General features: G+C 38.3%; 23 protein-coding genes and 1 pseudogene. 22 read left to right on the forward strand and 2 right to left on the reverse strand.

Annotated features, from left to right (window positions below; genetic code table 11):
* Positions 1–483 precede the first annotated feature (483 nt).
* The 8 genes and pseudogenes from CSV73_RS08970 to CSV73_RS09005 all read left to right on the forward strand — a co-directional run bounded on the left by CSV73_RS08970 (position 484) and on the right by CSV73_RS09005 (position 10,824).
* Positions 484–996 (forward strand): TRAP transporter small permease, encoded by a 513-nt coding sequence (locus CSV73_RS08970; RefSeq protein WP_099627271.1) that lies wholly within the window; start codon positions 484–486, stop codon positions 994–996.
* Between the two features lies 1 nt (position 997).
* Positions 998–2,284 carry a TRAP transporter large permease gene (locus tag CSV73_RS08975; protein WP_085132790.1) on the forward strand — a complete coding sequence of 429 codons (1,287 nt, stop codon included), beginning with the start codon at positions 998–1,000 and terminating at the stop codon, positions 2,282–2,284.
* Positions 2,285–3,059: 775 nt separating this feature from the next.
* Positions 3,060–3,671: pseudogene (locus tag CSV73_RS16690) on the forward strand (IS5/IS1182 family transposase); the annotation flags it as partial.
* A 272-nt stretch (positions 3,672–3,943) separates the two neighbouring features.
* Complete coding sequence (locus tag CSV73_RS08980; protein ID WP_158232325.1) at positions 3,944–5,836, forward strand: helix-turn-helix domain-containing protein; 1,893 nt, start codon at positions 3,944–3,946, stop codon at positions 5,834–5,836.
* Positions 5,837–6,227: 391 nt separating this feature from the next.
* Positions 6,228–7,952: a sulfatase family protein gene (locus tag CSV73_RS08990; RefSeq protein WP_099627273.1), complete on the forward strand. Its 1,725-nt coding sequence runs from the start codon at positions 6,228–6,230 to the stop codon at positions 7,950–7,952.
* 382 nt (positions 7,953–8,334) lie between these two features.
* Complete coding sequence (locus tag CSV73_RS08995; RefSeq protein ID WP_099627274.1) at positions 8,335–9,165, forward strand: alpha/beta fold hydrolase; 831 nt, start codon at positions 8,335–8,337, stop codon at positions 9,163–9,165.
* Positions 9,158–10,126, forward strand: coding sequence for a sensor domain-containing diguanylate cyclase (locus tag CSV73_RS09000; protein WP_099627275.1), 969 nt, complete (start codon positions 9,158–9,160; stop codon positions 10,124–10,126). Before CSV73_RS08995 ends, CSV73_RS09000 begins: the two co-directional genes overlap by 8 nt.
* A 482-nt stretch (positions 10,127–10,608) precedes the next feature.
* Entirely contained in the window at positions 10,609–10,824 is a 216-nt protein-coding gene (locus CSV73_RS09005) for an excalibur calcium-binding domain-containing protein (protein ID WP_233194244.1), read from the forward strand.
* A 175-nt stretch (positions 10,825–10,999) separates the two neighbouring features.
* On the opposite strand, the gene CSV73_RS09010 is transcribed toward CSV73_RS09005, so the two are convergent.
* Both CSV73_RS09010 and fabG read right to left on the reverse strand, forming a co-directional pair.
* The gene (locus CSV73_RS09010; RefSeq protein WP_099627276.1) at positions 11,000–12,376 is read right to left on the reverse strand and encodes an SGNH/GDSL hydrolase family protein; all 1,377 of its coding nucleotides are present in this window, start codon (positions 12,374–12,376) and stop codon (positions 11,000–11,002) included.
* Between the two features lie 374 nt (positions 12,377–12,750).
* Entirely contained in the window at positions 12,751–13,515 is a 765-nt protein-coding gene (fabG, locus tag CSV73_RS09015; protein ID WP_085132805.1) for a 3-oxoacyl-ACP reductase FabG, read from the reverse strand.
* A gap of 481 nt (positions 13,516–13,996) precedes the next feature.
* Between fabG and CSV73_RS09020 the strand changes: the two genes are divergently transcribed.
* The 14 genes from CSV73_RS09020 to CSV73_RS16900 all read left to right on the forward strand — a co-directional run bounded on the left by CSV73_RS09020 (position 13,997) and on the right by CSV73_RS16900 (position 24,180).
* Entirely contained in the window at positions 13,997–14,773 is a 777-nt protein-coding gene (locus CSV73_RS09020; RefSeq protein WP_085132806.1) for a DeoR/GlpR family DNA-binding transcription regulator, read from the forward strand.
* A gap of 118 nt (positions 14,774–14,891) precedes the next feature.
* The gene (locus CSV73_RS09025) at positions 14,892–16,142 is read left to right on the forward strand and encodes a class-III pyridoxal-phosphate-dependent aminotransferase (protein WP_099627277.1); all 1,251 of its coding nucleotides are present in this window, start codon (positions 14,892–14,894) and stop codon (positions 16,140–16,142) included.
* Positions 16,143–16,169: 27 nt separating this feature from the next.
* Positions 16,170–17,201, forward strand: a complete 1,032-nt coding sequence (locus tag CSV73_RS09030; RefSeq protein WP_099627278.1) for a phosphotransferase enzyme family protein — start codon at positions 16,170–16,172, stop codon at positions 17,199–17,201.
* A gap of 57 nt (positions 17,202–17,258) precedes the next feature.
* Positions 17,259–18,653 (forward strand): ethanolamine permease, encoded by a 1,395-nt coding sequence (eat, locus tag CSV73_RS09035; protein ID WP_099627279.1) that lies wholly within the window; start codon positions 17,259–17,261, stop codon positions 18,651–18,653.
* Positions 18,653–19,408: an HAD family hydrolase gene (locus CSV73_RS09040; RefSeq protein WP_085132810.1), complete on the forward strand. Its 756-nt coding sequence runs from the start codon at positions 18,653–18,655 to the stop codon at positions 19,406–19,408. The genes eat and CSV73_RS09040 overlap by 1 nt, the downstream gene beginning before the upstream one ends.
* Positions 19,408–19,689, forward strand: a complete 282-nt coding sequence (locus CSV73_RS09045) for a hypothetical protein (protein ID WP_099627280.1) — start codon at positions 19,408–19,410, stop codon at positions 19,687–19,689. Before CSV73_RS09040 ends, CSV73_RS09045 begins: the two co-directional genes overlap by 1 nt.
* Positions 19,690–19,739: 50 nt before the next feature.
* Complete coding sequence (locus tag CSV73_RS09050) at positions 19,740–21,290, forward strand: aldehyde dehydrogenase family protein (protein ID WP_099627281.1); 1,551 nt, start codon at positions 19,740–19,742, stop codon at positions 21,288–21,290.
* 19 nt (positions 21,291–21,309) lie between these two features.
* Positions 21,310–21,597, forward strand: a complete 288-nt coding sequence (locus CSV73_RS09055; protein ID WP_085132813.1) for a BMC domain-containing protein — start codon at positions 21,310–21,312, stop codon at positions 21,595–21,597.
* Positions 21,598–21,629: 32 nt separating this feature from the next.
* Positions 21,630–21,902: a EutN/CcmL family microcompartment protein gene (locus CSV73_RS09060; RefSeq protein ID WP_099627282.1), complete on the forward strand. Its 273-nt coding sequence runs from the start codon at positions 21,630–21,632 to the stop codon at positions 21,900–21,902.
* A 6-nt stretch (positions 21,903–21,908) separates the two neighbouring features.
* Positions 21,909–22,187: a BMC domain-containing protein gene (locus CSV73_RS09065; RefSeq protein WP_099627283.1), complete on the forward strand. Its 279-nt coding sequence runs from the start codon at positions 21,909–21,911 to the stop codon at positions 22,185–22,187.
* Between the two features lie 19 nt (positions 22,188–22,206).
* On the forward strand, positions 22,207–22,494 hold the full coding sequence (locus tag CSV73_RS09070) for a BMC domain-containing protein (RefSeq protein ID WP_085132816.1): 288 nt from the start codon (positions 22,207–22,209) through the stop codon (positions 22,492–22,494).
* Positions 22,495–22,513: 19 nt separating this feature from the next.
* Positions 22,514–23,170: a phosphate propanoyltransferase gene (locus CSV73_RS09075; RefSeq protein WP_099627284.1), complete on the forward strand. Its 657-nt coding sequence runs from the start codon at positions 22,514–22,516 to the stop codon at positions 23,168–23,170.
* A complete protein-coding gene (locus CSV73_RS09080; protein ID WP_099627285.1) occupies positions 23,163–23,765 on the forward strand; it encodes a hypothetical protein in 603 nt (200 codons plus the stop codon). The genes CSV73_RS09075 and CSV73_RS09080 overlap by 8 nt, the downstream gene beginning before the upstream one ends.
* A 25-nt stretch (positions 23,766–23,790) precedes the next feature.
* Positions 23,791–24,180 (forward strand): BMC domain-containing protein, encoded by a 390-nt coding sequence (locus tag CSV73_RS16900; protein ID WP_304442367.1) that lies wholly within the window; start codon positions 23,791–23,793, stop codon positions 24,178–24,180.
* Positions 24,181–24,183 lie beyond the last annotated feature (3 nt).

Here is a 24,183-nt window from a genome sequence, read left to right on the forward strand (position 1 = left end):
TTACCCCAGGAAGATTCTGGACTACCAACAGCCAGCCGTTCTTTCTAATGAAGAGTTAGCCGAACTGGCGTAGCAACTCTGAAATAAGACCCATATCAAAACCTTTTTAAAAGGGTTATGGAAAACATTACCATCCATAAATACAATAAAATTTATCTAAGTGGCTAACTTAATATTGCAATATAGGTGAAAAATAAATTACTCACTTTTTATATTTTAGTCGATTTTATAGTTGCCTTTAAATCTATATCATCCAATTAATATTGATTTTTTCTCCAAACGAACGCTTTCCACTATAACCAACAGGGATAATAACAAAATAAAAGGTACACCTTTGAATGATTTTACATACGTCTTCAAGATGAAGTGTATGAATTATGAAACCAACTAATTTAGTAGAAAAATTATTGTGTCAATGATCAAAAACATTGAGGATGAAAAGAAGTAATAAATTTTTATCGTTTTCGAAAAGGAGTTGCATGTATGATGAAAAATAAAATTAGTTTTTTTGAGAAAACTGTAACACTTTTAGAAAGATTTTCAATGTTCTTTGCGGCTTTCATATTATTAACGATGATGACTGTCATTATTGCCGATACGATATTAAGACACTTCTTCAATCATCCGATTTTAGGTGTACTAGAAGTAGTTGAAGGGTTTTTTATGGTCGCTATTGTGTTTTTTGGGATTAGCGATTCATTTAGAGCGGGGGAACATATAAGGGTTGATTTATTAAGTAAAAACTTTAGAGGCAGGTTTAAAAATATAAATGAAATTATTCTTCAGTTAGTAGTCACATTTTTCTTTATCGTTATCGGATTAAAAGCATATAAGCAAATGACAACCGCACTAAGTTTAAATCAAATGACTATAGGAGCCTTAAGTATACCAATTGCACCAGCATATTTAATTGTTGTGATTGGCTCATTTTTATTTGTCATTCGGTTAATGCTTACTATATTTAGTTTAACTTTTGGAAGAGTAAAGGAGGGGTGATATGGAGATTGTTGGTCTTTTTCTTTTAATTCTTTTCATGTTGCTAGGCATGCCAGTCGCATTTGCACTTTTAACAGCTGGTGCGATTGGTTTGTTTCTTATAGACATTGACTCAGGATTTAGTGTATTAACAACTACCCCATACAGAGCCGTTGCTAACTTTACATTGAGTACAATTCCGCTATTCATTTTAATGGCTGAATTTTTATCAAGATCAGGATTTGCAAAAGATTTATATGACTCTTCCAACAAATGGGTAGGACATTTTCCGGGCGGACTCGGAATCAGTTCGATTTTAACTTGTGCATTGATGGGGACAATGTCAGGATCTACTACGGCAACTGCGGCTGCAATGTCTCGAATCGCAATACCTGAAATGGACAGACATGGATACAACCGTATTATGTCGACAGGTATCATAGCGTTTGGTGGTACGATTGCGGGATTAATTCCACCAAGTATTGGACTGATTATCTATGGTATTCAAACGGAAACTTCTATTGGAAAGTTGTTAATTGCCGGGATTATTCCAGGGGTTTTGCTAACACTATTGCTTTCTCTAGGTATATATCTTAGAGCGAAAACAAATCCAGCGTGGGCCCCGGTAGGTTTCTCATTTAGCTGGAAGGAAAAAATATATTCGTTAAAATATTTATGGGCAGTTATTATAATACTGCTCGTTGTGATTGGCTCAATCTATAGTGGATTTGCGACGGCTACAGAATCTGCCGCACTCGGTGCAGGTGCCTCCGCACTTTTAGGTTTTTTAACAAAAAGGCTAAGCTTGAAGGATTTTTATGAAAGTTTAATTAGCACAATAAGAACGACTACAATGATATTCTCGATTATAATAGGAGCTATGGTTTTTGGTTATTATTTAACAATTACAGGCATGGCTCTAAGTTTTATCACCTTCTTAACAACAATGGATGTTCCGAATATTGGAATATTAATACTCGTTTTATTTGTCTATTTAATATTGGGATTCTTTATGGATGCAATTGCAATTCTACTATTGACATTACCGCTAACTTTTCCAGTAATAATAGAATTAGGCTATGATCCAATCTGGTTTGGGATTTTAGTCATTATGATGGTTGAAATTGGCCTAGTTACACCACCTTTGGGAGTGAATGCTTTTGTTGTAAGCTCCATCTCGAAAGAACCAATTAATAATGTATTTAGAGGTTCTGTTTATATGGTATTAATAGCGCTAATTACTTTAACAATAATCGTTATATTCCCTAATTTAGTGACTTGGCTTCCATCTACGATAAAAGGTATATAAAATCGGTGATTTGAGGGATTTGGAAGTCCTACTATAATAATCTTTTATTGTAGAAGAAGTATCGGTATTGGGTATATGGCGAATTTCCATTAATATCAGTCATACTAACATGTTTCAAAAAATGAGAAGTAGCGAATATAACAGCTTGTGTGAATAGGAAAGCAAGCCTAAGCCGGATAAGCGAAATAACGAGAAAGCAACTCATTCTAAGAATCGTAAACTATAGAACGGCTGGACGTCTAACCTCACCTGATTCGCTCTGAAAAATTATCGATAGGAATGGCAGTGGAGAGTAAAATATTCTAATAGTGTTACAGGGCACTTGCACCCCCTAATCTGCTATAAAACTCATTATTTTATATATAATGGGTTTTATTGTCATTGAGTCCTGTTTATATGATGGAGAGCCTGCAAAATTAATACTTTTGTATTTCTATATTATATTGAAATGTCATAACGAAATCGAATCTTCGATTACACAGGTAACCCAACTAGTCTCCTGATGTGCGACATGATTAACTGATGACTGCTTACGTAGCCAATACTTTATATTATGGACGGCGACCTTTGCCTTTTCATACCATTTAGAAAGTGCTAGTTCGCTGTTTTGATATTCATCGACTTTAGCAGACTAGTATGCTTCTTTCTCTTTCCTTTTCAAATAGATACCTCCCAAAACGTGTTCTATAGGAGGAGTATCTGACGAATGTACTTCTATTAATATGTGTTTACTTTTTGACGCTTACCGCCTTATGACTAGATCGAACGAAGGAATGTAGGCGCATCAACCCAATATATCCTGCAGTCTCTATTTTTTTCCGGGAACTTGAATGATGGAAAAGCCGCTATTACGCGGATAAAGAGAATTGAAGAACGGCTTCGGCTTTCTCATCTGACCTATCATACACTAGATGCCGGCTACGATTTCGAAGCGATTTTCGAGAAGGTGCATCGCATGGGACACCGGTCCAACATCAATTACAATAGGCGCAATGAACCCGACCCTGTTGGCTTTGATTAGCATTTCGCACTGACTTGTTTCCATTAGCAAACGTACCGATACGACAGCTACGACACCAAATATGAAACGCTGAAATAAACGCGACCTCAAGAGTGTGAGATGTGCCCACTCTCAATAGAAGGGATCTTTCAGAAAATGTAAAAGGTCAAAAACAACACAGATCTGCGGAGATATTCGGCATTAGCCCGCGGTTCTCAGGCATGGAAAGAGCTCTTCAAACGCCAGACCGCCGAAGAACGCGTCAACGTTTATTTGAAAAAAATCCAATTAAACAATGTACAATACCGCACAGGAAATCGCGCAAATGTTCATTTCGATTTATTAGTTCTAATGTACAACGCATCTAACGCTCGGATGATAAAATGAACGCAAGGTTACAATTGCTTCAAGCTGTATGATTTCTGTTTTTTGAAATACAACTCGTAAATTCTGTCCTTTTCTGTATTTTTAAAAAGAGCAATTATGAAATTGATTCATTTGTATGGTATTCTTGATGTGCTTATGAAAACTGCGTATATTTTTCGTGAAAACACTTTTTATTTGTTTGAAATGATTAGTCAGCTCCTACAAAAGATTCGATTTTTAAAAATAATAATAATAAATATTAAGTTTTTCGGAGGGAGGATGTTATGTCTAACATGGAGAATAATCAATCTATCTTTAGTAAAACTATTTTAATGCTTTCATCTTTAGCGAAAAAACCTTACTATAAAGAAAATTGGAATAATTTTTATTCGGATGTAAAACCAATTTTAGGAGAAGATCTTTTTTCGGATGTATACACAAGTTTTCAGGATATTGAAAACCTAAAACAAAGAGAACACAATTTAAGCTTTACATCAAGTACTTTAGAACTGATCCAGCAAATAAACCTTGAAATTTCTTCGTTAAAAAAGCTTGAGGAAGTATTAAATATAAGTGCGAAAAGATTAAAAGATGTCTCAAAAGCTCATATTATTTTTTTATTCTTAGTTGATGAAAAAAAGCCTCATAATTATATTATTAAAGCTGTGGCAGGCGCGTCTGCCCAAAATTATATAGGTTATAGATTAGACATTCGTAACTCTGTATTTGAAAAAACAATAGATGATAAAGAAATTTATATTATTGATAAATTCAATGAATCTCCAATAGAATTAGACGTATTTTCAAAGTATATAGCTGAAAATGAAGGAATACAATCTAGCATATATTCCCCAATTCTATTAAATGATCGATGCACTGGAGTGTTAGTTCTATCACGTAAAGTCCCTTATCGTTCAACTAAAGCGCATATTAAAATGTTATCTCAGTATTGCCAACACTTGGCGATTGTCATGGAAAACTCAAGATTATATACAAAAGAATTACAAATTTCAAATTTGAATCAACAAGTCTTATATGCCACTTTGGATGAAGGCTATGCTAACACGGTGCAACGATTAGAAAAGATTATTAACTCTCCAATATTATTAGTTGATGAAAATGGAAATACGATCTACAAGACAGACAGCACTAACCCTTATCCTACATATCAATATATCCTGAAATTCCAAATGGAAATCACTCAACTAATTTTATCCATGTCGTTTGATAGATTACAAAGAAAATCTCAGAGATTACGAAATGGTAAGGTTTTAACAATCTTTCCAATAGTATTAAAGAATAAAAATGTCGGCTTTTTAATTATCCCTCGAGTTTTTGATGATCGGGATGATTTAGACATATTAGCAATTGAACAATTTAAAAATGTTATTGCGCTTAAAATAAACCAGGAAAAGTCTATCACAGAAATGGAACTTAGTTTAAAGAGAGACTATCTTTATGAACTGTTATTGGGACTGGAGTCTGAGGAGAATTTATGTAGAAAAGGGAGGTTCTTGGCGTTTAATTTTGAAGAGCCTCATAAAATTCTTGTACTTAGACTGAACAAACAATCACACGAGATGACAGATTTAGTTATAGAAAAAATTAGAAATAGGATGGACATTGCTTCCGTAGAATTTAATATGATTCACAATAATAAGTTGGTCGTAATATCACGCGAAGAAGATGCAGAAAAATTGTCGGGAAAATTATTGGAATTGCATGATTCTTTATATCCTGATTATCCAGCAACGATTGGGATTAGTAACATTGTAATTACACCTAATGATTACGTGAACGGTTACTGGGAAGCTAAAAAAGCTTGTGAATTTGGTTTACATTTTGATACTACCCAAAAGGAAATACATTTCGATGATTTAGGCATCGTTGGCATGCTACTTCAAGCAGACCACGTAGAAAGAATTAGTAGATTTAAGGAGAAATATTTAAATAAATTGATTCAGTATGATTTAGAAAGCAATACCGATTTGATAAATACGTTGAAAGTATATTTAGAAAATGAATCGGTTATCCAATCATCTGCTAAAGTTTTATTTGTACACTACAATACATTAAGAAATAGAATTAAGCGGATTGAAGAAATTCTTGAATTAGACTTAAATGATGCTCAAACGAAACTGAATTTGAGGATAGCTTTAATTATACATAAGTTAGTCAGTAACTAACTGATCGTGACAACCGCTACTCAAATAACAAGTTTTATCTTAAGTAGGTAATCGAATCGATTTCACAATTGTAAGCGTCAAAAAGGTTCTTTCCATTGTTAGTTGAATTTACTTGATTCAAGTAATAATAATCTATTCCGTAGAAGTTAAAAACTATTTCTGTCATACATGATCCGTTTGATAGTTTTTAACTTATTTATGCTTTCTTCAGCTAATCCATTGTTATATGGAAGTATACACGCATTTTCAACCGCAACTATAATTCATTACATCACAAGCCATACATCGTACATAATCAAATTTCAATCTATACGAAGAATTCATTCATCATCATTCCTATTCCTCACATATCCTATAAAAGCATTGCTGAAAATAGGAAGGGGAATGATGTATGACGAGCGAATTCCATTACGGCGAGTCCCAACCGAACATTCTGTTTTTAATGGTGGACCAGGATCGGTTTCCGCCTGTGTATGAAACGAAGGGGATACAAAAGTGGAGAAGAAAGAATTTAGTAGCGCAAGAATTATTACGAAAAAATGGACTTTCCTTTTTGAATCATTATGCAGCGAGTACGGCTTGCTCTCCTAGCCGGACGTCATTATATACAGGGCACTATCCTTCGTTACATGGGGTTACGCAAACGCCGGGTGCTGCAAAAGGTTCTTTCGACGCGGATTTATTCTGGCTGGATCCGAATACCGTTCCCACTATGGGGGACTATTTCCGAGCTGCTGGCTACAAAACGTTTTGGAAAGGGAAATGGCATGCGTCGGAACCTGATATTCTCATTCCAGGAACAAAAAATTCATTGCCCAGTTATGATCAAAATACAGGAGTGCCTAATAAACGGGATGAAAGGATGTATCGAAAAGCAGACCGTCTGCATGAATACGGTTTTTCTGAGTGGATTGGTCCAGATCCCCATGGTGCGGATCCTAGAAATTCCGCTTCATCTGCAGGCACTGGAACGAGTGGACGCGATGAAGTGTATGCAGCGGATACCGTGAAACTGATTAAACAATTAGATCAAGATAGAACGTGTGATAAGAAGGATACTCCTTGGTTTATTCAATGTTCATTCGTCAATCCGCATGACATCGCATTGTATGGCCTGTTTTCTGCGATTTCTCCCAACTTTAATTTCGAAGTAGATCCCACACTTCCTTACATCCCATCCGCCCCAACTGTTCACGAATCGCTGCGGTCGAAACCGTCTGTACAGGAAAGTTATCGGGTCACGTATCCGAAAGGGCTTCAGCCGATACATGATAATAATTTTTACCGCCAGCTTTATTACAGTCTTCAAAAAGAAGTGGATCACGAACTCCTCAAAGTCCTTACCGCTCTCCAACAGTCTAGTTTTTTGGATAATACGATCATCGTGTTTACTTCGGACCATGGTGAGCAACTAGGTGCACACGGCGGCCTGTATCAGAAATGGTACACGATGTACGAGGAATCCATTCATATTCCTCTCATCATTCATAGTCCAAAACTTTTCGATAAAGCAGAGACTACTGACATGCTAACGAGTCATGTGGATATTCTACCTACTCTTTTAGGATTAGCCGGAATTGACGCCGCGGCTATACAACGGAAACTATCCCGCGATCATACAGAAGCACAGCCTCTCGTCGGAAGGAATCTAACGCCACTCTTTTACGGCCGTGACCATTTCTTCCGAGCAAATGAACCGTTGTATTTCATGACAGAAGATAATGTCTTCAAAGGACTTCACCAAACCAACCCGATTACCGGGCTTGCTTACGAACAGGTGGTCCAACCAAGCTCTATTGAAGCGGTCATTGCCTCATTTCAAACAGGCTGCAACAATGAGTATGAAATTTGGAAATTTGCCCGATACTTCGACAACCCTCAATTTTGGTCGGAACCCGGAGTTAGTGATACCACACTGGTTGAAAAAGATGGGTGCTGGGTGGAAATCGTCAAAACAGAGCCGGTTGGCGATCAATTCGAAATCTACAACCTGGCCGAAGATCCGCTGGAGACGAAGAACTTGGCTGATCCTGCTTATGCGTCGAAGGAATTGGAAGGGATCCGTTGCAGATTGGAACAGTTGTTGGTAGATCAGCGTTGTGAGAAACGGTTGTAGGAGGTACCACGACGATACGGTACCACGATACAGTACCAGGTCCTCACACAATTCCCACACAATTCGGGGCGGTGGACGTGCCAGTTCTCCACATCACGACACAGTACCAGGTCCCCACACAATTCCCACACAATTCGAATCGGTAGACGTACGAGCTCCTCACATCACGACACAGTACCAGGTCCCCACACAATTTCCATACAATTCGAATCGTTAAACGTACCAGCTCCCACATAATTATTCAATTACAAGGTAGTAACTCAACATACCGACTAAATTGAACGAGATCAAAAAATACTATATACTTAGTTTAGTATTATTGAACTAGTCGGAATGTAACTATATGACTAACTAGAGTAATGTGGAAAATGGAGGTTGTAATATGAATCAAGATATTCTCTTGCGCAATAATGTTAAAGTCACTGGGAAAGGTGACAAGACCATCCTATTTGCGCCTGGCTTCGGATGTGATTTGAATGTGTGGAGCTTGACAGCGCCTTACTTTGAAGACGATTTCCAAGTGGTTTTATTCGATTATGTCGGTTCGGGGCAATCTGATTATCAAGCGTATAGTGCGGAAAAATATCAAGATCTTCATGGCTATGCACAGGACGTACTTGATGTGTGTCATGCTTTGGAGTTGAAGGAAGTGATATTCGTCGGGCATTCTGTCGGGGGGATTATTGGTATGCTGGCGGCTATTCAGCAACCTGATTTATTTGAACATCTTATATTGATAGGCCCTTCTCCTTATTACTTAAATGAAATACCCGATTATTACGGTGGGTTTGAGAAGGAAGATTTAGAAGGGTTGATTCAGATGATGGATATGAATTATATTGGCTGGGCGAATTATCTAGCGCAAGTCATTATGAAGAACCCCGAAAGACCGGAACTGTCACAGCAATTGGAGGATAACTTCTGCTCGACGGATCCAGAAGTTGCCCATCGTTTTGCGATTGCGACTTTTTTCTCTGATCATCGTGAAGATATAAAGAAGGTACTAGTGCCGTCGCTCATTCTTCAGTGTTCCGATGATAGTATTGCACCGGTGGAAGTAGGGCATTATATGCACCGTCACCTCCAAAACAGCACGCTGAAAATTATGGATGCGACAGGACACTGTCCTCATATGAGTCATCCAGAAGAAACCGTTCAGCTGATTAGCCATTATTTGACTTCTGTATACAAGAGTCTTGTCACAAATGGATAGACAACTAGATTGTGCGCCGTTCGGTTATTTCACACTTGATGATGCAGGGATGATTTTTGAAGTCAATCAAACGCTGCTTAGTTTACTTGGCTACCAGCTTCATGAGGTACAAGGGAAACACATCAATTTAATATTGCCGAACGCAAGCCGGTCTTTTTACCAGCTGTACTTTTTTCCGATGATTCGATTGCAAAATAAAGTAGAAGAGATGTTTTTTTCATTTAAGTCCAAAGATGGTCAGGAAATATCCGTGCTATTGAATGCATTGCGTCATGAACGTGATGGAAAGGTGTTCAATGACTGTGCATGTCTGCGCATGAAAAATAGAATCGAGTATGAAGAAGTGATTCTGGCGGCAAAAAAAGAAACAGAGGCACGCAATCTACTGAAAGTGAAGCAAATAGCAGAGTTGGAGCGCTTACAGATCGAGTTGGAGTCAAAGCAGAAAAAGTTATTGGCGGTAAATGAGACGCTTCTCGAGATGGCCAATACGGATGGACTTACAGGTCTCAGGAACCGCCACTATCTACAAGACTGTCTTTCTTCTTATTTCACGCCACATACCGAACAGTCTTTGACTCTTTCTTTTCTGTTGATCGATATAGACTTTTTTAAAAACGTCAATGATACATATGGTCATTTGACGGGCGACAGCATATTGCAGAAGTTGGGAAACTTGTTGAGGGAAGAATCCAGAAATGAAGATGTGGCTGCTCGTTACGGGGGAGAAGAATTTGCTGTAGTCCTCCCAGCAACAGGGAATGTGGAAGCTTTAGAAATGGCGGAGAGAATTCGTTGCCGAGTCGAGAATGCAGACTGGAATACTTATGGTGTTACCGTCAGTATTGGGGTAGCGACCAAGATGCCAGGAGATACAGAGAATTCCTTGCAGTCTAGGGCGGATTGGGCATTGTATTATTCAAAAGATAATGGACGGAATCGGATTACGTTTGGATTGTAGGGGGAAGATACGATACGGTACCAGGTCCCCACACAATTCCTGCACAATTCAAACACTGCGATACGGTACCAGGTCCCCATACAATTCCCGCACAATTCGGGTAATTGAATATGGAAAAGGTAAGGAGTCTTTTGATCGTGAAAACGATTAAAGAAGGTATCAGGTTCTTACACAATTGCTAGTATATTTATACTACAGTAGGAGAATAATATTATTTTATAAATTTATATTCTGAAAACTAGTAATAATCTATTCAATAGATAAAATAGACTAGCAAAATAGATTTCTTACTGTAAAATAAAGAAAAAAGAACAACGGTGAGAGATTCGAATGAAGATTTGATGGATGACGTCTGTCTAGATTTAAGCCTTTATGATGGTGATGGCTCAGTACAAGTTGTAAAAATGAGAGTGGGACAAAGGGGAGAAGAGAGTATGATGAAATTTACGAAGAGAGTTGTACCGGCACTACTAGCATGCAGTATGGTTTTACTACCGATCCAATCAACCGAAGCGGCAGCAGCGAAGTTTAAGAATTGTACGGAGTTGAATAAAACATATCCTGGCGGCGTTGCAAAAAATGCTAGTGTGAAAAATAAAGGTGGTAAGACTAAACTGAAGCCTACTGTCGCGGCTAGTATATATAACTCACACACAAAACTTGATCGAGATAAAGACGGGATTGCTTGTGAGAGATAAAGCAGTAGCGATGTTTCAAAGAAGGTAACAGTTCACCACATAATTCCATGTGAATCGTCTATCGTGTCATGTGGAAGTGATACCGGTCTCTATATAATTAAAAGGTTTTCCGATCATGAATAGGATCGGAAAACCTTTTTGAGTTTTATACTAACGAATCATCACGGTCGATTCATTAGTCGTTGGCAGCCGGAAGAAGGAAGTTTTGGTCCGGATAAATCAAATCGGGATGTGTAATTTGATTTTTGTTTGCAGCGTATACTGCTTGAACTTGCCGTGAAATTTCTGTGTTTGTCTGCTTGTTAGGATAGTGCGTTTTAACGATCATCCACAGATTGTCGCCTCGTTTTACAGTATAGGCTAACGGGCTTGGCTGTTGTGTTTTTTCACTTGTAGTTTGTTTGTCGCGATTGTTTACAAGTTCCGTCGTTATGCTGAGACCACGACCGGAATCAATACTGCTGTCGCCAAATGTATAGATCGTGGAATAGTCGGACGGGATCGTGCCATCTGCAACGGCTTCGGCAAATGGGTTCGGTTCTCCGTTGTAGATATTCTTGAACTGGCCGTCTTCGGTTTCTATATCTTTATTTAGTAGATAGGCTGCCATGTGGCGGTGCGTTTTGTTGCTTACGTGATATTCGTCATACAAGTAAAAATCATTTGGCTCAAAGCCTGCAGTTTCGGGCGTGTAGTATTTGCTGTCGGTAGAGTAGAGACCATAGCCGCCGTATTTTTCCTCTTCTTTTGTAGTCGGGAACACATCGCTATTATCTTCAGAAGCCACTGCGTAGCCATATGCTGGGACCCAGTCAGAAATTAAATAGAAGCCCATACTTTTGTAGCCGAATTTTTCGAAACCTTGTTCGTCGATGTTTTCCTTGAGTTGCTGATTATGCCCATACAGAACATGGACATCGTCTGGCGTAGAATCTGACGCTAGATAGTCATTGATTTTTTGGACGGTTTGTTGATTTCTTATGTCTTCAAAATCGGTCAACTCTTTGCGGTCATCTTCATAGCGGTTAGGTAGCAGTATGTATTTCGCACCGCCTTCTATTAGATTTTGTACCATTTTCAAAGAAAAGTCGCTAGCCAGTTCTGCAGTGCGATCTGCGCCTAGATCTTCTACTGCATAGGTATCATTTCCACCTACGCTTATGATGTACAGAGCGTCTGGATCGATTTTGCCGTTATGTTCTGCGAGAAATGTCTTCACTTGCTGGTCAGCGCTCCAGCCTTTTAAGAAAGTAGAATAGTTGGAACGTTCATCGTCGCTGCCTTCTGTTCCAAATAGGACGCCTGAAAAAGCACCGCCAACTGCATAGTTTGTCAAGTTGTCATAATCTCCGGTCAATGCCTTGGCTAGATATTCCGGAAAGACACGCCCGTTAGAGTAGCGTCCATTATAATAGTAATCGCTTTCCGCTTTTACATAGATGCCGTCTTCCGGGTCATACCCTTCCGCCGGTTGTGCCGCTAACCCTGTTGTAGCAGCTGACACACTTAATAAGAATGCCAAAAGTAATGCTGCCCATGATTTGTTTTTCATGTTATCCCCCTGTCTGATAGTTAGAATCGTGATGCGTTGTGCATACGAAAAAGTTTTCTGACTTTTTCGTACTAGAATAATATAGCATGAATACTGAAAAGTCTGCAAAATTAAATGTTATTTATAGGATTCGAATTTTATTACACTATATGCAAAGTCGAGATTTATCTCGCCAATAGCTTTATTCGTTACATTCTTTAATCATATGAAAAACGCCAATCCCTTTTGCGGATAGGCGCTTTTCGCAATGCTCAAGCAAGTGTTTATAGCTAAATTCAAAGTACTAATAATTAAGTGTTTCTAGTCATCTGGGATATCCTTAGATCAACCTATTCCATCAATCTTGCAAGGGAAGTTTTATGAATACATTATATTCATTCAATACTTTCAGGTAAAATTTGACCACCATCTACTACAAGTGTTTGCCCGGTGATAAAGTTTGCCTCCTTAGAAGCGAAGAAAGTAGCAGCATGTCCTATGTCGTCTACAGTTCCTAAGCGTTTAAAAGGTATTGCGGCAGCCATAGAATTCAAATACTCTTCACCCAGTCCATCCAAACCTTCTGTGAGGATATTACCCGGTGAGACAGCGTTAATTGTGATATTATAATTGGCCAACTCCAGTGCGGCTGTTCTCATGAAGCCGAGTTGTGCGGCCTTACTCGCGCCGTAATGTGCCCATCCAGCATAGCCGGTAATAGGTCCAGTGATGGAAGAAGTTAATATGAAACGTCCGTATTCAGCTTTTTTTACATAAGGCATAAACGCTTTAACTGTAAAAAAGGTACCTTTGGAGTTAATGTTTTGTACGTGATCCCATTGTTCTTCGGTCATATCCTCTATGGTAGCGGATGGGAAAATCCCCGCATTGGCACAAACAATATCGATACTACCAAAATCCCCGAGAATAGTTTGTGCTGTTTTCTCTAATGAATGTAAAGAAGTTACATCTGCGGTGTAAGCGCTAACATTATTGTCGTTATTTTTTAACTCATTTGCGGTTTCTTGACCTTGTGTTAAATCACGAGAGATGATGGCGACATTAGCTCCTTTCTCAGAAAAGACTTTTGCAATTCCTTTACCAATCCCTTTACTTCCACCTGTTACTACCACTGTTTTTCCTTCAAATTGACTCTTCATTCTATCATCCTCCTAAAATTGTTTAAAAATCGTCTATTAATAAGAAGTATAAATGGGGAATTTGAATATCCCGTTAAATCCACAGTGAAATGTTGTATTTTGTGGATTTGAATCATAGTATCATTAGTGGAATTTTTAGTCAATCGGCTATATTTATTCTTTTACTAGTCGTCACATTTTTTGGGAATACTATAGCCTAATGTGTTTATTGAAAGGTTATAGCTTAGAGTAGACATTATCGTGATTACAAAATCGACCATAAAACTATGACCAGTATAAAGTTTTAAAAGATGAAATAATAATTTATTTAATTCTGAATTTTCTATTGACTAATTGGAATGACGATGATATTCTTTGATAAATCCACAACAATCAAAGAGAATACACAATCGCTGATGGTTGTCATTCGATTCTTGTGATGGAGTCTATTATACTGTGAATGTGAGGTGTTACACACATAAGCGGAATAGGAGACTGAATTATGTCATTATCATTTGAAGATAGAAAAAAAGTTATTTTAGAAGCATTAGAGCGAGATGAAAAAGTATATGTGCCTAAGCTAGCAAGTGATTTTCAAGTATCTGGAGAAACGATTCGAAGAGATTTAGATCGTCTTGAGAAAGAAGGGATTTTAAAGAAGGTTTATGGTGGTGCTGTTAAAGAGAAATCTTCATTAGAGCTTCCGTTTGATTTAAAAGCAGATATTCTACGTTTTGAAAAAGATGCTATATGCAAAGCGGCTGCAGAATTAGTTGAAGATGGAGATAGTGTAATTATTGGACATGGCACTACAACAGTAGGAATTATCCCTAATTTAGCTACTAAAAAAAATATCACCATCATCACACCGTCAGTACCCGTATTGTTAGCTACTATGGAACATTTTCATGGGAAAGTGATCTTTGTTGGAGGTGAGTATGAAGCAAACCAAAAATTCACAAGTGGTCCTTTATCTACTTCTATTCTAAATCAATTAAAAGCTAATAAAGCTTTTGTAGCTGCAGGAGGTTTATCTATTAACGAAGGTATGTCTGACTATGATTTGCAGGGAGCGAGTAGTTCGAGGCAAATGATGAATCGGGCAGATGAGACGATAATACTTGCCGATCACTCGAAGTTTGGAAGGACAACATTTGCTCATATTTGTTCATTGAAAGATATATCCATGATTATTACGGATAAGAAGTGTTCTAATGAGTGGAATAACGTATTAGAAGAAAGTGGAATTGAATTAATTGTAGCGAATGTGGAATGTTGAAACTTCAAATTCTAGTACGTTATGGTATCTCTCCAAAAAGTTTCATGATAATGAAGAGAGTTCTGCTATAACGTTTAATTGATAAAATAATTTCTAAGTAAAGGTGGAGATAGAAGTAATGGAATATAACATGAGTAAATCAGCCGTTTTAGATAAATCTATTCAGTATTGGAATCCCGGTAAAACGAAACAATGGCAAACTGATGGTGTCGATTTGGTAATAGGTAAACGTGAAGATTATTATCTGTATGATATGGAAGGTAAAAAGTTAATGGACCTTCATTTAAATGGTGGAACGTATAACCTAGGACATAGAAATCAGGAGATTATTTCATCATTAAAAGAAGCAATGGATTATTTCGATATCGGAAATCATCATTTCCCTTCGACTGCTCGTGCACAGTTGGCTGAGCAGTTAGCTAAGTGTACTCCAGATAATCTTCGCTACTCCATACTTTCAAGTGGCGGTGGAGAAGCTATAGATGTAGCGATTAAAAGCGCACGTTACGCAACTAAAAGAAGAAAAGTAGTTTCTCTTAAATATGCCTATCATGGCCACACAGGAATAGCAGTTTCTTTAGGAAATGAACGTTATTCAAAGTTGTTTTTGAGTGAAGGCAGCCCCGATGATGTAGTCAATGTTTTATTCAATGATTTAGATGAAATGGAAAGAGCGCTATCCAAAGAAGATGTAGCGTGTGTAATCATTGAGACAATACCAGCTACATACGGTTTCCCTATACCTGACCCTGGTTATCTAGAGGGGACAAAACGTTTATGTGAGAAATACGGTACTTTATACGTTGCCGATGAAGTACAAACAGGACTTTTGCGGACTGGAAAACTGTGGGGCTTTGAACATCATAATATCAAACCCGATATCATGGTAACTGCAAAAGGTCTAAGTGGTGGAATATATCCTATTGCAGCTACTATCGTCAGCGATAGAGTAGGTCAATGGATGAATGAAGATGGCTTCGCACATATATCTACATTTGGTGGATCGGAACTTGGCTGTGTCGTAGCTATGAAAGTATTAGAGATCTCTCAGCGCACCGAAACTATAGAGAATGTGGATTATACTGCACGATATTTACGTGCTGGCCTGGAAAGAATAAAGAATCAGTATTCGGACCAATTCACGGGGATACGTCAAAAAGGAGTCATTCTTGGCCTGGAGTTCAATAAAACGGATGGTGCTAAAGATATTATGAGGTCATTGTATGAAAATGGAGTATGGGCCATTTATTCCATGCTTGATACAAAGGTTTTACAATTTAAACCTGGACTATTGTTAGATCAACGCTATTGTGATGATTTGTTGAATCGTGTAGAGACGAGTATTGGTCAAGCTGTTCGGAAAATGTAGAGAAATGTAGAAAGGGGGATTTTGAAGATGGGTAATACGAGTGCGAATACATGGGATCGGTCAGTTGAATTTTTTAATCAAGTGTCGCAAAAAGCGAAGGGTATGTATGAGGGGCTAGATGACTTTTCAGTCAGGCTCCTAGATTACTCTGAAAATGCTACTTATCTAGTGGAAAATACGGTAACAGATGAAAAATACATCTTACGGGTTTGTCGACCAGATTATCATAAGAAAGTTGAAATTGAAAGTGAAGTTAAATGGTTACAATCCATTGATGAACATACAACCATCATGGTTTCGAAGCCTATTCTAGGTTCAAACAATGATTTTTTGCAAACGGTTACATTGGAAGGAGATAATCGAGAATATCATTGTGTGCTATTTACTTTTCTTGAAGGCGAAACACCGGATGTCGATAATGAAGAAAAATTAATACGGATATTTCGAGAAATCGGAAAAACTACTGCGCAATTTCATCAACATTCTATTTCTAATTATGCTAAGTTTGAAGAAATTAAACGTCCTATTTGGGATTACAATAATTTGTTGGGTGAACAACCTAAATGGGGAAGGTGGCAAGACGGCAGAGGGATCACTCCAGAACGTGAGCAACTTTTAACGCGCGTTTCAAAAACGATTAAATCTCGTTTGGAGGATTTTGGTAAGGGTCCTGAATTTTTTGGTTTAATTCATGCGGATTTACGACATGCCAATCTTCTTATTGATAACGAGAAAAAAATCGTACAAGTGATTGATTTTGATGACAGTGGCTTTGGCTGGTACTTATATGACTTGGCTACGTCCTTGTCCTTTATTGAACATCGTTCCTACGTTCCCAAACTGATAGAAGCTTGGCTTGAGGGGTATAGGGAAATACGTTCATTATCCGCGAAAGAAGAAAAAGAAATTCCAACATTTATTATGATGAGGAGATTGCAACTCATTGCTTGGATTGGTAGCCGCGATAATGAGACTGCCGAAGAACTCGGAGCTGAATATTCAGTTGAAACAGATGACTTGGCCGTTTCATACTTAAAGGAGTTTGAATATTCCGAATAAAACAGTCCGCAAACCGGAAATAAGATAGAGAAAATACTTTTTTAAAAGGAGAATACTATGAGTGATAAGAAGAATTTAGAATTAAAGAGAACACTCACCCCTTTTAACTTATGGGTTATCGGTGTCGGTATCGTTATATCGGGTAACTTTTTTGGTTGGAATTTCGGATTAAGCTCTTCAGGATATGTAGGCATGTTAATAGCTGTAGCCATAATGGGTGTCATGTACGCCTTTATGTCATTCGGAATTTCTGAATTATCGACGGCTTTACCGTTTGCTGGTGGACCATATTCATTTGCTAGACGTGCCATGGGTCCTTTTGTAGGCTTTGTTACAGGTATAGGTGTCATGTTGCAGTATGTTATAGCAGCACCAGTTGTAGCGATTGGTATTGGTGCGTATATTAACTTCCTTTTTCCAGCTGTCAATCCAATTGTTTCGGCTGCGGTTATGTATGTGTTCTTCATGGCTGTCCATATTCTAGGCGTAAAAGAATATGCAAGACTTGAAGCTGTATTGGTATTCATCGCATTAGCGCTCTTAGTGCTGATGTATTTCGTTGGATTACCACAAATTAAAGTCGAGAATTTATTTGGAAGTGAAGGTCAATCTATGATCCCGGGTGGCATAAAAGGGATTTGGGCTGCCTTGCCATTTGCTATGTGGCTCTTCTTAGCTATCGAGATGCTACCGATGTTATCAGAGGAAACCCGTGATCCGAAAAAAGATATGCCAAAAGGTATTTTGTCGGGAATGTTTACACTCATTATTTTATCTGTATTAACTACAACCGTAGCAATTGGTCTTAGTGGTTACGATCAATTAAGCACAGCGGATGATCCATTACCTGCTGCGATTGCAGCGGCATTTGGAGGCACCTATTGGCTGGCACAATTACTTGCTTCCGTTGGATTGGTTGGTTTGATAGCTAGTTTTTCAGGAGTAATACTCGCCTATTCTAGACAAATATTTTCCTTATCAAGAGCAGGATATTTGCCAGCAATATTTTCAAAACTACATCCAAAACGACGAACTCCATATATGGCAATCATTCTACCTGGCTTTATTGGATTAGTCTTAGTCGCATTCTTTAATCCGGATGATTTGATCTTAATTGCTACGTTTGGTGCACTGATCTCGTACATCTCGGTCAATCTTTCACTTATTATCTTACGTAAAAAAGAGCCTACTTTACATCGACCATATAAATCTCCCATGTATCCATTTATGCCAATCGTTTCAATGGTATTAGCCTGTATAGCCCTTTTCGCTAGTTTCTTTGCAAATCTTACTTTCTTCTGGGTGAGTATTGCAGTTTTCGGAGTAGCTATTCTTTATTACTTCATATGGGCACGGCATAATATTAACGCAGATGCACCTGAAGAACAATTTATGCAAATTGATGAAAATGACGTGCATATACTACCTGAGGTTGTTAAGGAGAGTATTTAATGAAATTTCCACAAGAAGACATCCAGTCGACTATCCTGTTTGATAAAGATGGTACATTAATTGATTTACCTTCAGTTTGGTTGCCATGGATAGAAGATGTTGATCAATATCTATCAAATTCTATATCTAACTATCCGTATCAAGCTGAAGGAATCAAGCATTTAATCGGCATCAATAAGCAAGACGGTACAATTGATCCTAAAGGTCCTCTTGCAATTGGAAGTGTAGAAGAAAGTGTATCCATTATTGCATTTTTGCTTTACACAAAAGGAATGTCTTGGGACAGCGCACTTTTATATGCAAGAGATAGCGTGGATTATGCGAATGAGCGGCAAAATCACTCACCGTTTCTGCAATTAGTTGAGGGTATTGAAGAGTTGCTAATTCAATTAACTGATAAAGGGTATAATTTAGGGGTTTTGACTGCAGATGATACGGACAAAGCGAATGAACAGTTGGATAGGTTGAACATATTAAAGTACTTTAACTTCGTAATTGGTAGCGATTTGGTAGAACGTAGTAAGCCGTTCCCAGACTTAGCATATGCCGCTCGTGATCGCTACGGAGTGAAGCTAGAAAACTCCGTTATGATTGGCGATACGAATGCGGATATTCAATTAGGAAAGAGCGCTGGTGTGAAGTTTACTATAGGAATAGTCAGTTACACCGGAAGTGATGTAACGCATTTACGTGAAGCGGATTTACTAATTCATAATTACTCTGAATTACTATCTTGGAGTAAGGAGGCAAAATAATGAACGCAGATATTGTGGCGGAAATTACTAAATTGGTTATGGAAAGATTAGGGCAAGAAAAAATACCGTCATCTTCTTTAACAGATTCGGAAATAAAACGTTGGAATGAAATTTCAACGTCTATGCAAAGGTCAACTGGAGGCAAGATGGATAAGCAAAGCAATCTCACGCCCTTAACACCGGAGGATCTGCGTAAGTGGAATAGTATTTCTGAGAAGAATTCGAAGAGGCAACCGAGCGGTAGGAATTCAGACAACATTAGATTTCATACACAATACTAACGGTTACTGATCATACCCTATTTGAAACATTGATGTCGAATGCAGAAAGGATGTTTCATATTACTCAAAATAATACTCCATATAGTGCAATGTCAGAGATGATGGAAGCTGTACAGAGAGCAAAATCAGCTCAAGAGAAGTTTATAAATTTTCAACCTGAAAAAATTGATCAAATAGTTAAAAGTATTGCTGAAGCTGCTTTTGCAAAGGCGGACTATCTTGCAACGATTGCTGTAGAAGAAACAAGCATGGGTGTTGTAGAGCATAAGAAAATAAAAAATGAACTTGGATCTATGGGTGTATATGAGTCTATAAAAGATGAAAAAACAATAGGCGTGATCGAGCGTGATCAGAAGCTGAAATTAACAGAAGTAGCCTATCCATTTGGGGTTATTGCAGCTATTTGCCCGACGACGAATCCGACGTCCACAGCAATTTTCAAGACATTGATTTCATTAAAAGCTGGAAATGCAATCGTAGTAAGTCCCCATCCTACAGCTGCTTATTGCACGGTAGAAGCTTTAAAGATTTGTTCAGAAGCAGCTATATTGGCGGGAGCGCCTGAAGGACTTATTGGATGGATTTCAAAACCGTCCATGGAGGCTACTACTGGCCTAATTCAACATCCAGATATTGACTTGATTCTTGCCACGGGCGGTAGTGGGCTAGTTAAAGCCGCTTATAGTTCGGGCAAGCCAGCATATGGTGTCGGCCCGGGTAATGGACCCGTGTATTTTGAAAAGTCGGCAAACGTGAAGAAAGCTGTTCAATTAGTTTTGGATAGCAAAACATTTGATAATGGGACCCTGTGTTCTACAGAACAATCGATAGTTGTGCATAAAAACATTAAAGAATTAACGATGCGTGAATTACGTAATCATGGTGCATATTTTTTGAACCAAGAAGAGAAACAACGATTAGGCAATGTGATTGCTCCTAACGAGGGACAGTTAAATGCCAAAATAGTAGGTAGATCCGCAGAGTGGATAGCACAGATGGCCAGTATTAGTGTACCCGAAGGCACGAGAGTATTAATTGCTGAAGAAGACAAAATCGGTAAAAGCATTCCGTTTTCACTTGAAAAACTCGCTCCGATCTTTCCGCTATACACAGCAGAAAGTGAAGAAGAAGCTTATCGAATTTGTAGAGAACTTTTAAACTTTATCGGAAGGGGACATAGTTGTTCTATTCATACTTCGGATGATGAGGCAGCCGAACAGTTTGGTCTTGCGATGCCTGTTTCCCGTGTCTTAGTCAATACTATGGCATCAATCGGTGCAGCTGGTGCAACTACAGCACTTATGCCATCTTTAACGCTAGGTTGCGGATCGTATGGAGGTAATATTTCATCAGATAATATTACAGCGCGTCATTTGTATAATACGAAACGAATTGCTTTCGGAATCAATGAAGTTACACTTCCAAAACAATCTCATGACAGACCAACATCCGTGGAACGTATTTCTGAACAGGAAACCAATATCAAGTTAGAAGAAGTTGTGGAGCAAGTCATGAAAGAACTCAATAAAAATCATCATGATTCAAATCCGGCAACAATTTCTAATGTGATAGAACAAGTAGTCAGACAGTCCACTAGGTAATTAAGAGGAGGAAAAGGTAATGAATGAAATTAATGGAGCATTGGGAATGATTGAAACAAAAGGTTTGGTAGCCGCTTTAGAGGCAGCAGATGCAATGGTCAAAGCAGCTAATGTACAAATAATAGGTAAAACACATGTTGGTGGCGGTATTGTTACAGTTCTTGTAACAGGGGATGTAGGGGCAGTGAAAGCGGCCACTGAATCAGGGAGTGCGGCCGCAAGCAGAGTAGGAGAATTACTTTCTGTTCATGTAATTCCACGACCACATAATGAAATTTCAAGCATACTGCCAAAAGTAAACTTATGAAATATATTTGATGTGAAGGCAGGAGATCAGGAATGTTAATCGGTACAGTCATAGAGAATATTTGGGCAACCCGTAAAGAGAATGGTTTAACAGGTTTAACGTTCCTTGTCATACAACCAGGCTTAGATCAAAAACACGTTTCTTCTGAGATGCCTATTATTGCGGTGGATCGTATAGGTGCAGGAATAGGAGATAAAGTGATTGTTACACAAGGTTCTCCTGCCAGTATAATTCAAGTGGATGAAAAAATCCCTATCGATGCCATCGTTATTGGTATTGTGGATTCCCCTGTGAATGGAACGTGATGAAAAATGAATGAAGCATTAGGCATGATAGAAGTATTTGGAGTTGCCCACTCTATCCTTATTGCAGATTCCATGCTTAAGACATCAAATGTTCGTATTCTTTCAACAGAAGAAGTGAGTCAAGCCTATTATACAATTGTTGTTGCAGGTGACGTAGACTCAGTTCAAATGGCAATTGAACAGGGCAGAGACATTGCTAATACAGCAGGTGTATTCATTGCCTCGAAAGTTATAGCAAGACCGATGCGAGAGACCATTACTAGTATGTTGAAAAATAATGTGTGAAAAATAGGAGGAATATAATATGAGTAGCGAAGCTTTAGGAATGATAGAGACAAAAGGATTAGTAGCATCTATAGAAGCGGCAGATGCAATGGTGAAATCTGCAAATGTTCAAGTAGTAGGTAAAGTCCATGTTGGTGGCGGCATTGTAACCGTCCTAGTGAGAGGTGATGTTGGGGCTGTAAAGGCAGCGACAGAATCAGGAGCTACTGCAGCACAAAGAGTGGGTGAGCTGATCTCAGTTCATGTAATCCCACGACCGCATAATGAGTTAGAGAGTTTATTGCCAAAAGCTGATTCTTTAAATTGATACTAAAGGAGGGGACTTTATGAATGGGGAGGTAATTCAATCAATTGTGGAAGATGTCATTAAAGAGATGACTAAAAATTCATCAAATAATCATGCCATCCCGATTTCTATTTCAGCAAGACATTGTCATTTATGTCAAGAGGATATCGAAACGTTATTTGGACCGGGGTATGAATTAACGAAAAAATCAAATCTATCACAACCTGGACAATTTGCTGCTAACGAAACTGTCGCTTTAATTGGGCCGCGTGACAGTATCCATTCAGTTCGTATTCTCGGACCCGCTCGTAGTGTGTCTCAAGTGGAAGTGAGCAAAACGGATGGAGTTAAACTAGGAGTGAATCCACCGTTGCGAGAATCGGGAGAAATTAAAGATTCAGCTTCTATTACGTTAGTTGGCACAAAGGGAAGTGTCTGTTTAAAAGAAGGCTTGATCGTAGCGAAAGCGCATATCCATATGCACCCGGATGATGCAGAAACGCTCAAAGTAACTAATGGCGAGTACGTAAAAGTGACAGTACAAAATGAGAGACCTGTGACATTTGAAAAAGTGCTTATCCGTGTGTCTCCCACCTACATAATGGATATGCATATTGATACGGATGAAGCTAATGCGGGTGCTATTGAAAGTGGCTCGTTCGGTAAAATTCGTTATAATGAGCGGAAAAATGAATAATAAAAATATAATCGAGGACATAGTTCAAGAAGTGCTAAATCAGTTGGGGAAATCAAAGCTATTTGTAAATGATACATCATTGCCTCTTTTATATGTTCATCATGCTGACAACGAAACTGTTCAGACTTTGAACAGAGATTGGAAAGTAACTGAGAACCCAGAGGAAAGTGCAGATCATGTATTGTTTTGTGATGTTTCACAAAACCTTCTTGTAAAAGGAGCGATGGGTTTAGCGGATGATCCGTGTAGTAAGTGGCTTGCTACATTTTTATTGAATGACAAGAAAATCACGATGATTCCATCAAAGGACTTAGAGTGGTTATTGTACCCGGATGAAAAGTACACACCGTATAAAAGCTATCTGTTTGCACATAAAGAACAGCTTGAGAGCTTCGGCGTTCAGTTTACTACATTGAACAATTTTACAATGTCTCGTAAAGGTGTAAATACCCCTATAGTTGAAAAGCTTTTAACTGAAAAAATAGTGAGAAATACTTTGAGTAAAGTTATTTTTATTGGACCTACCACTATTGTTACGCCATTGGCTCGCGATACTGCAAAGGAGCTTGAAAAAGTAATTACAGTAATTGAATAAGTATTCAAGGAAAGTGGTGAATATTTTGGGGAAAGCAATTGGTATGATTGAGACAAAAGGTTTCATAGGTTCTATCGAAGCAGCGGATACTATGTTGAAATCTGCAGACATCCGATTAGTTAAACATGAACAAATCGACGCGGGACTTGTCACTGTAGTAATTGAAGGAGATGTCGGTGCCGTAACGGCAGCTATCGAAGCAGGGGAAATCGCTGCTGCCAAAGTAGGTGAGCTTATTGCGAGTCATACAATACCAAACCTTGATGAGTCGATGTCAAAAATACTTTTATCAGAAACAGAGTTGGGGAAAAAGAAAAAACAAAAGAAGAATGCCAGAGTAGAAAGCGTGCAAAAACAAGTGGATAATTCTATAGCAGTTGATGAAGAAACTAAAAGTGGGAAAACAAAAAAGTAATAT

The organism is Sporosarcina sp. P1 (assembly GCF_002743155.1).
Lineage (GTDB): Bacteria > Bacillota > Bacilli > Bacillales_A > Planococcaceae > Sporosarcina > Sporosarcina ureae_B.

Bases quoted from the DNA above. Each gene is read 5' to 3' on its own strand.
- CSV73_RS09025 (WP_099627277.1), top strand. From the start codon at position 14,892: ATGGAATATAACATGAGTAAATCAGCCGTTTTAGATAAATCTATTCAG.
- CSV73_RS08970 (WP_099627271.1), top strand. From the start codon at position 484: ATGATGAAAAATAAAATTAGTTTTTTTGAGAAAACTGTAACACTTTTA.
- CSV73_RS09000 (WP_099627275.1), top strand. From the start codon at position 9,158: ATGGATAGACAACTAGATTGTGCGCCGTTCGGTTATTTCACACTTGAT.
- CSV73_RS09010 (WP_099627276.1), bottom strand. From the start codon at position 12,376: ATGAAAAACAAATCATGGGCAGCATTACTTTTGGCATTCTTATTAAGT.
- CSV73_RS09050 (WP_099627281.1), top strand. From the start codon at position 19,740: ATGTTTCATATTACTCAAAATAATACTCCATATAGTGCAATGTCAGAG.
- CSV73_RS09030 (WP_099627278.1), top strand. From the start codon at position 16,170: ATGGGTAATACGAGTGCGAATACATGGGATCGGTCAGTTGAATTTTTT.
- CSV73_RS09075 (WP_099627284.1), top strand. From the start codon at position 22,514: ATGAATGGGGAGGTAATTCAATCAATTGTGGAAGATGTCATTAAAGAG.
- CSV73_RS09005 (WP_233194244.1), top strand. From the start codon at position 10,609: ATGGTTTTACTACCGATCCAATCAACCGAAGCGGCAGCAGCGAAGTTT.
- CSV73_RS09020 (WP_085132806.1), top strand. From the start codon at position 13,997: ATGTCATTATCATTTGAAGATAGAAAAAAAGTTATTTTAGAAGCATTA.
- eat (WP_099627279.1), top strand. From the start codon at position 17,259: ATGAGTGATAAGAAGAATTTAGAATTAAAGAGAACACTCACCCCTTTT.
- CSV73_RS09060 (WP_099627282.1), top strand. From the start codon at position 21,630: ATGTTAATCGGTACAGTCATAGAGAATATTTGGGCAACCCGTAAAGAG.
- CSV73_RS08990 (WP_099627273.1), top strand. From the start codon at position 6,228: ATGACGAGCGAATTCCATTACGGCGAGTCCCAACCGAACATTCTGTTT.
- CSV73_RS09045 (WP_099627280.1), top strand. From the start codon at position 19,408: ATGAACGCAGATATTGTGGCGGAAATTACTAAATTGGTTATGGAAAGA.
- CSV73_RS08980 (WP_158232325.1), top strand. From the start codon at position 3,944: ATGGAGAATAATCAATCTATCTTTAGTAAAACTATTTTAATGCTTTCA.
- CSV73_RS08995 (WP_099627274.1), top strand. From the start codon at position 8,335: ATGAATCAAGATATTCTCTTGCGCAATAATGTTAAAGTCACTGGGAAA.
- CSV73_RS09055 (WP_085132813.1), top strand. From the start codon at position 21,310: ATGAATGAAATTAATGGAGCATTGGGAATGATTGAAACAAAAGGTTTG.
- CSV73_RS09040 (WP_085132810.1), top strand. From the start codon at position 18,653: ATGAAATTTCCACAAGAAGACATCCAGTCGACTATCCTGTTTGATAAA.
- CSV73_RS09065 (WP_099627283.1), top strand. From the start codon at position 21,909: ATGAATGAAGCATTAGGCATGATAGAAGTATTTGGAGTTGCCCACTCT.
- CSV73_RS08975 (WP_085132790.1), top strand. From the start codon at position 998: ATGGAGATTGTTGGTCTTTTTCTTTTAATTCTTTTCATGTTGCTAGGC.
- CSV73_RS09070 (WP_085132816.1), top strand. From the start codon at position 22,207: ATGAGTAGCGAAGCTTTAGGAATGATAGAGACAAAAGGATTAGTAGCA.
- fabG (WP_085132805.1), bottom strand. From the start codon at position 13,515: ATGAAGAGTCAATTTGAAGGAAAAACAGTGGTAGTAACAGGTGGAAGT.
- CSV73_RS09080 (WP_099627285.1), top strand. From the start codon at position 23,163: ATGAATAATAAAAATATAATCGAGGACATAGTTCAAGAAGTGCTAAAT.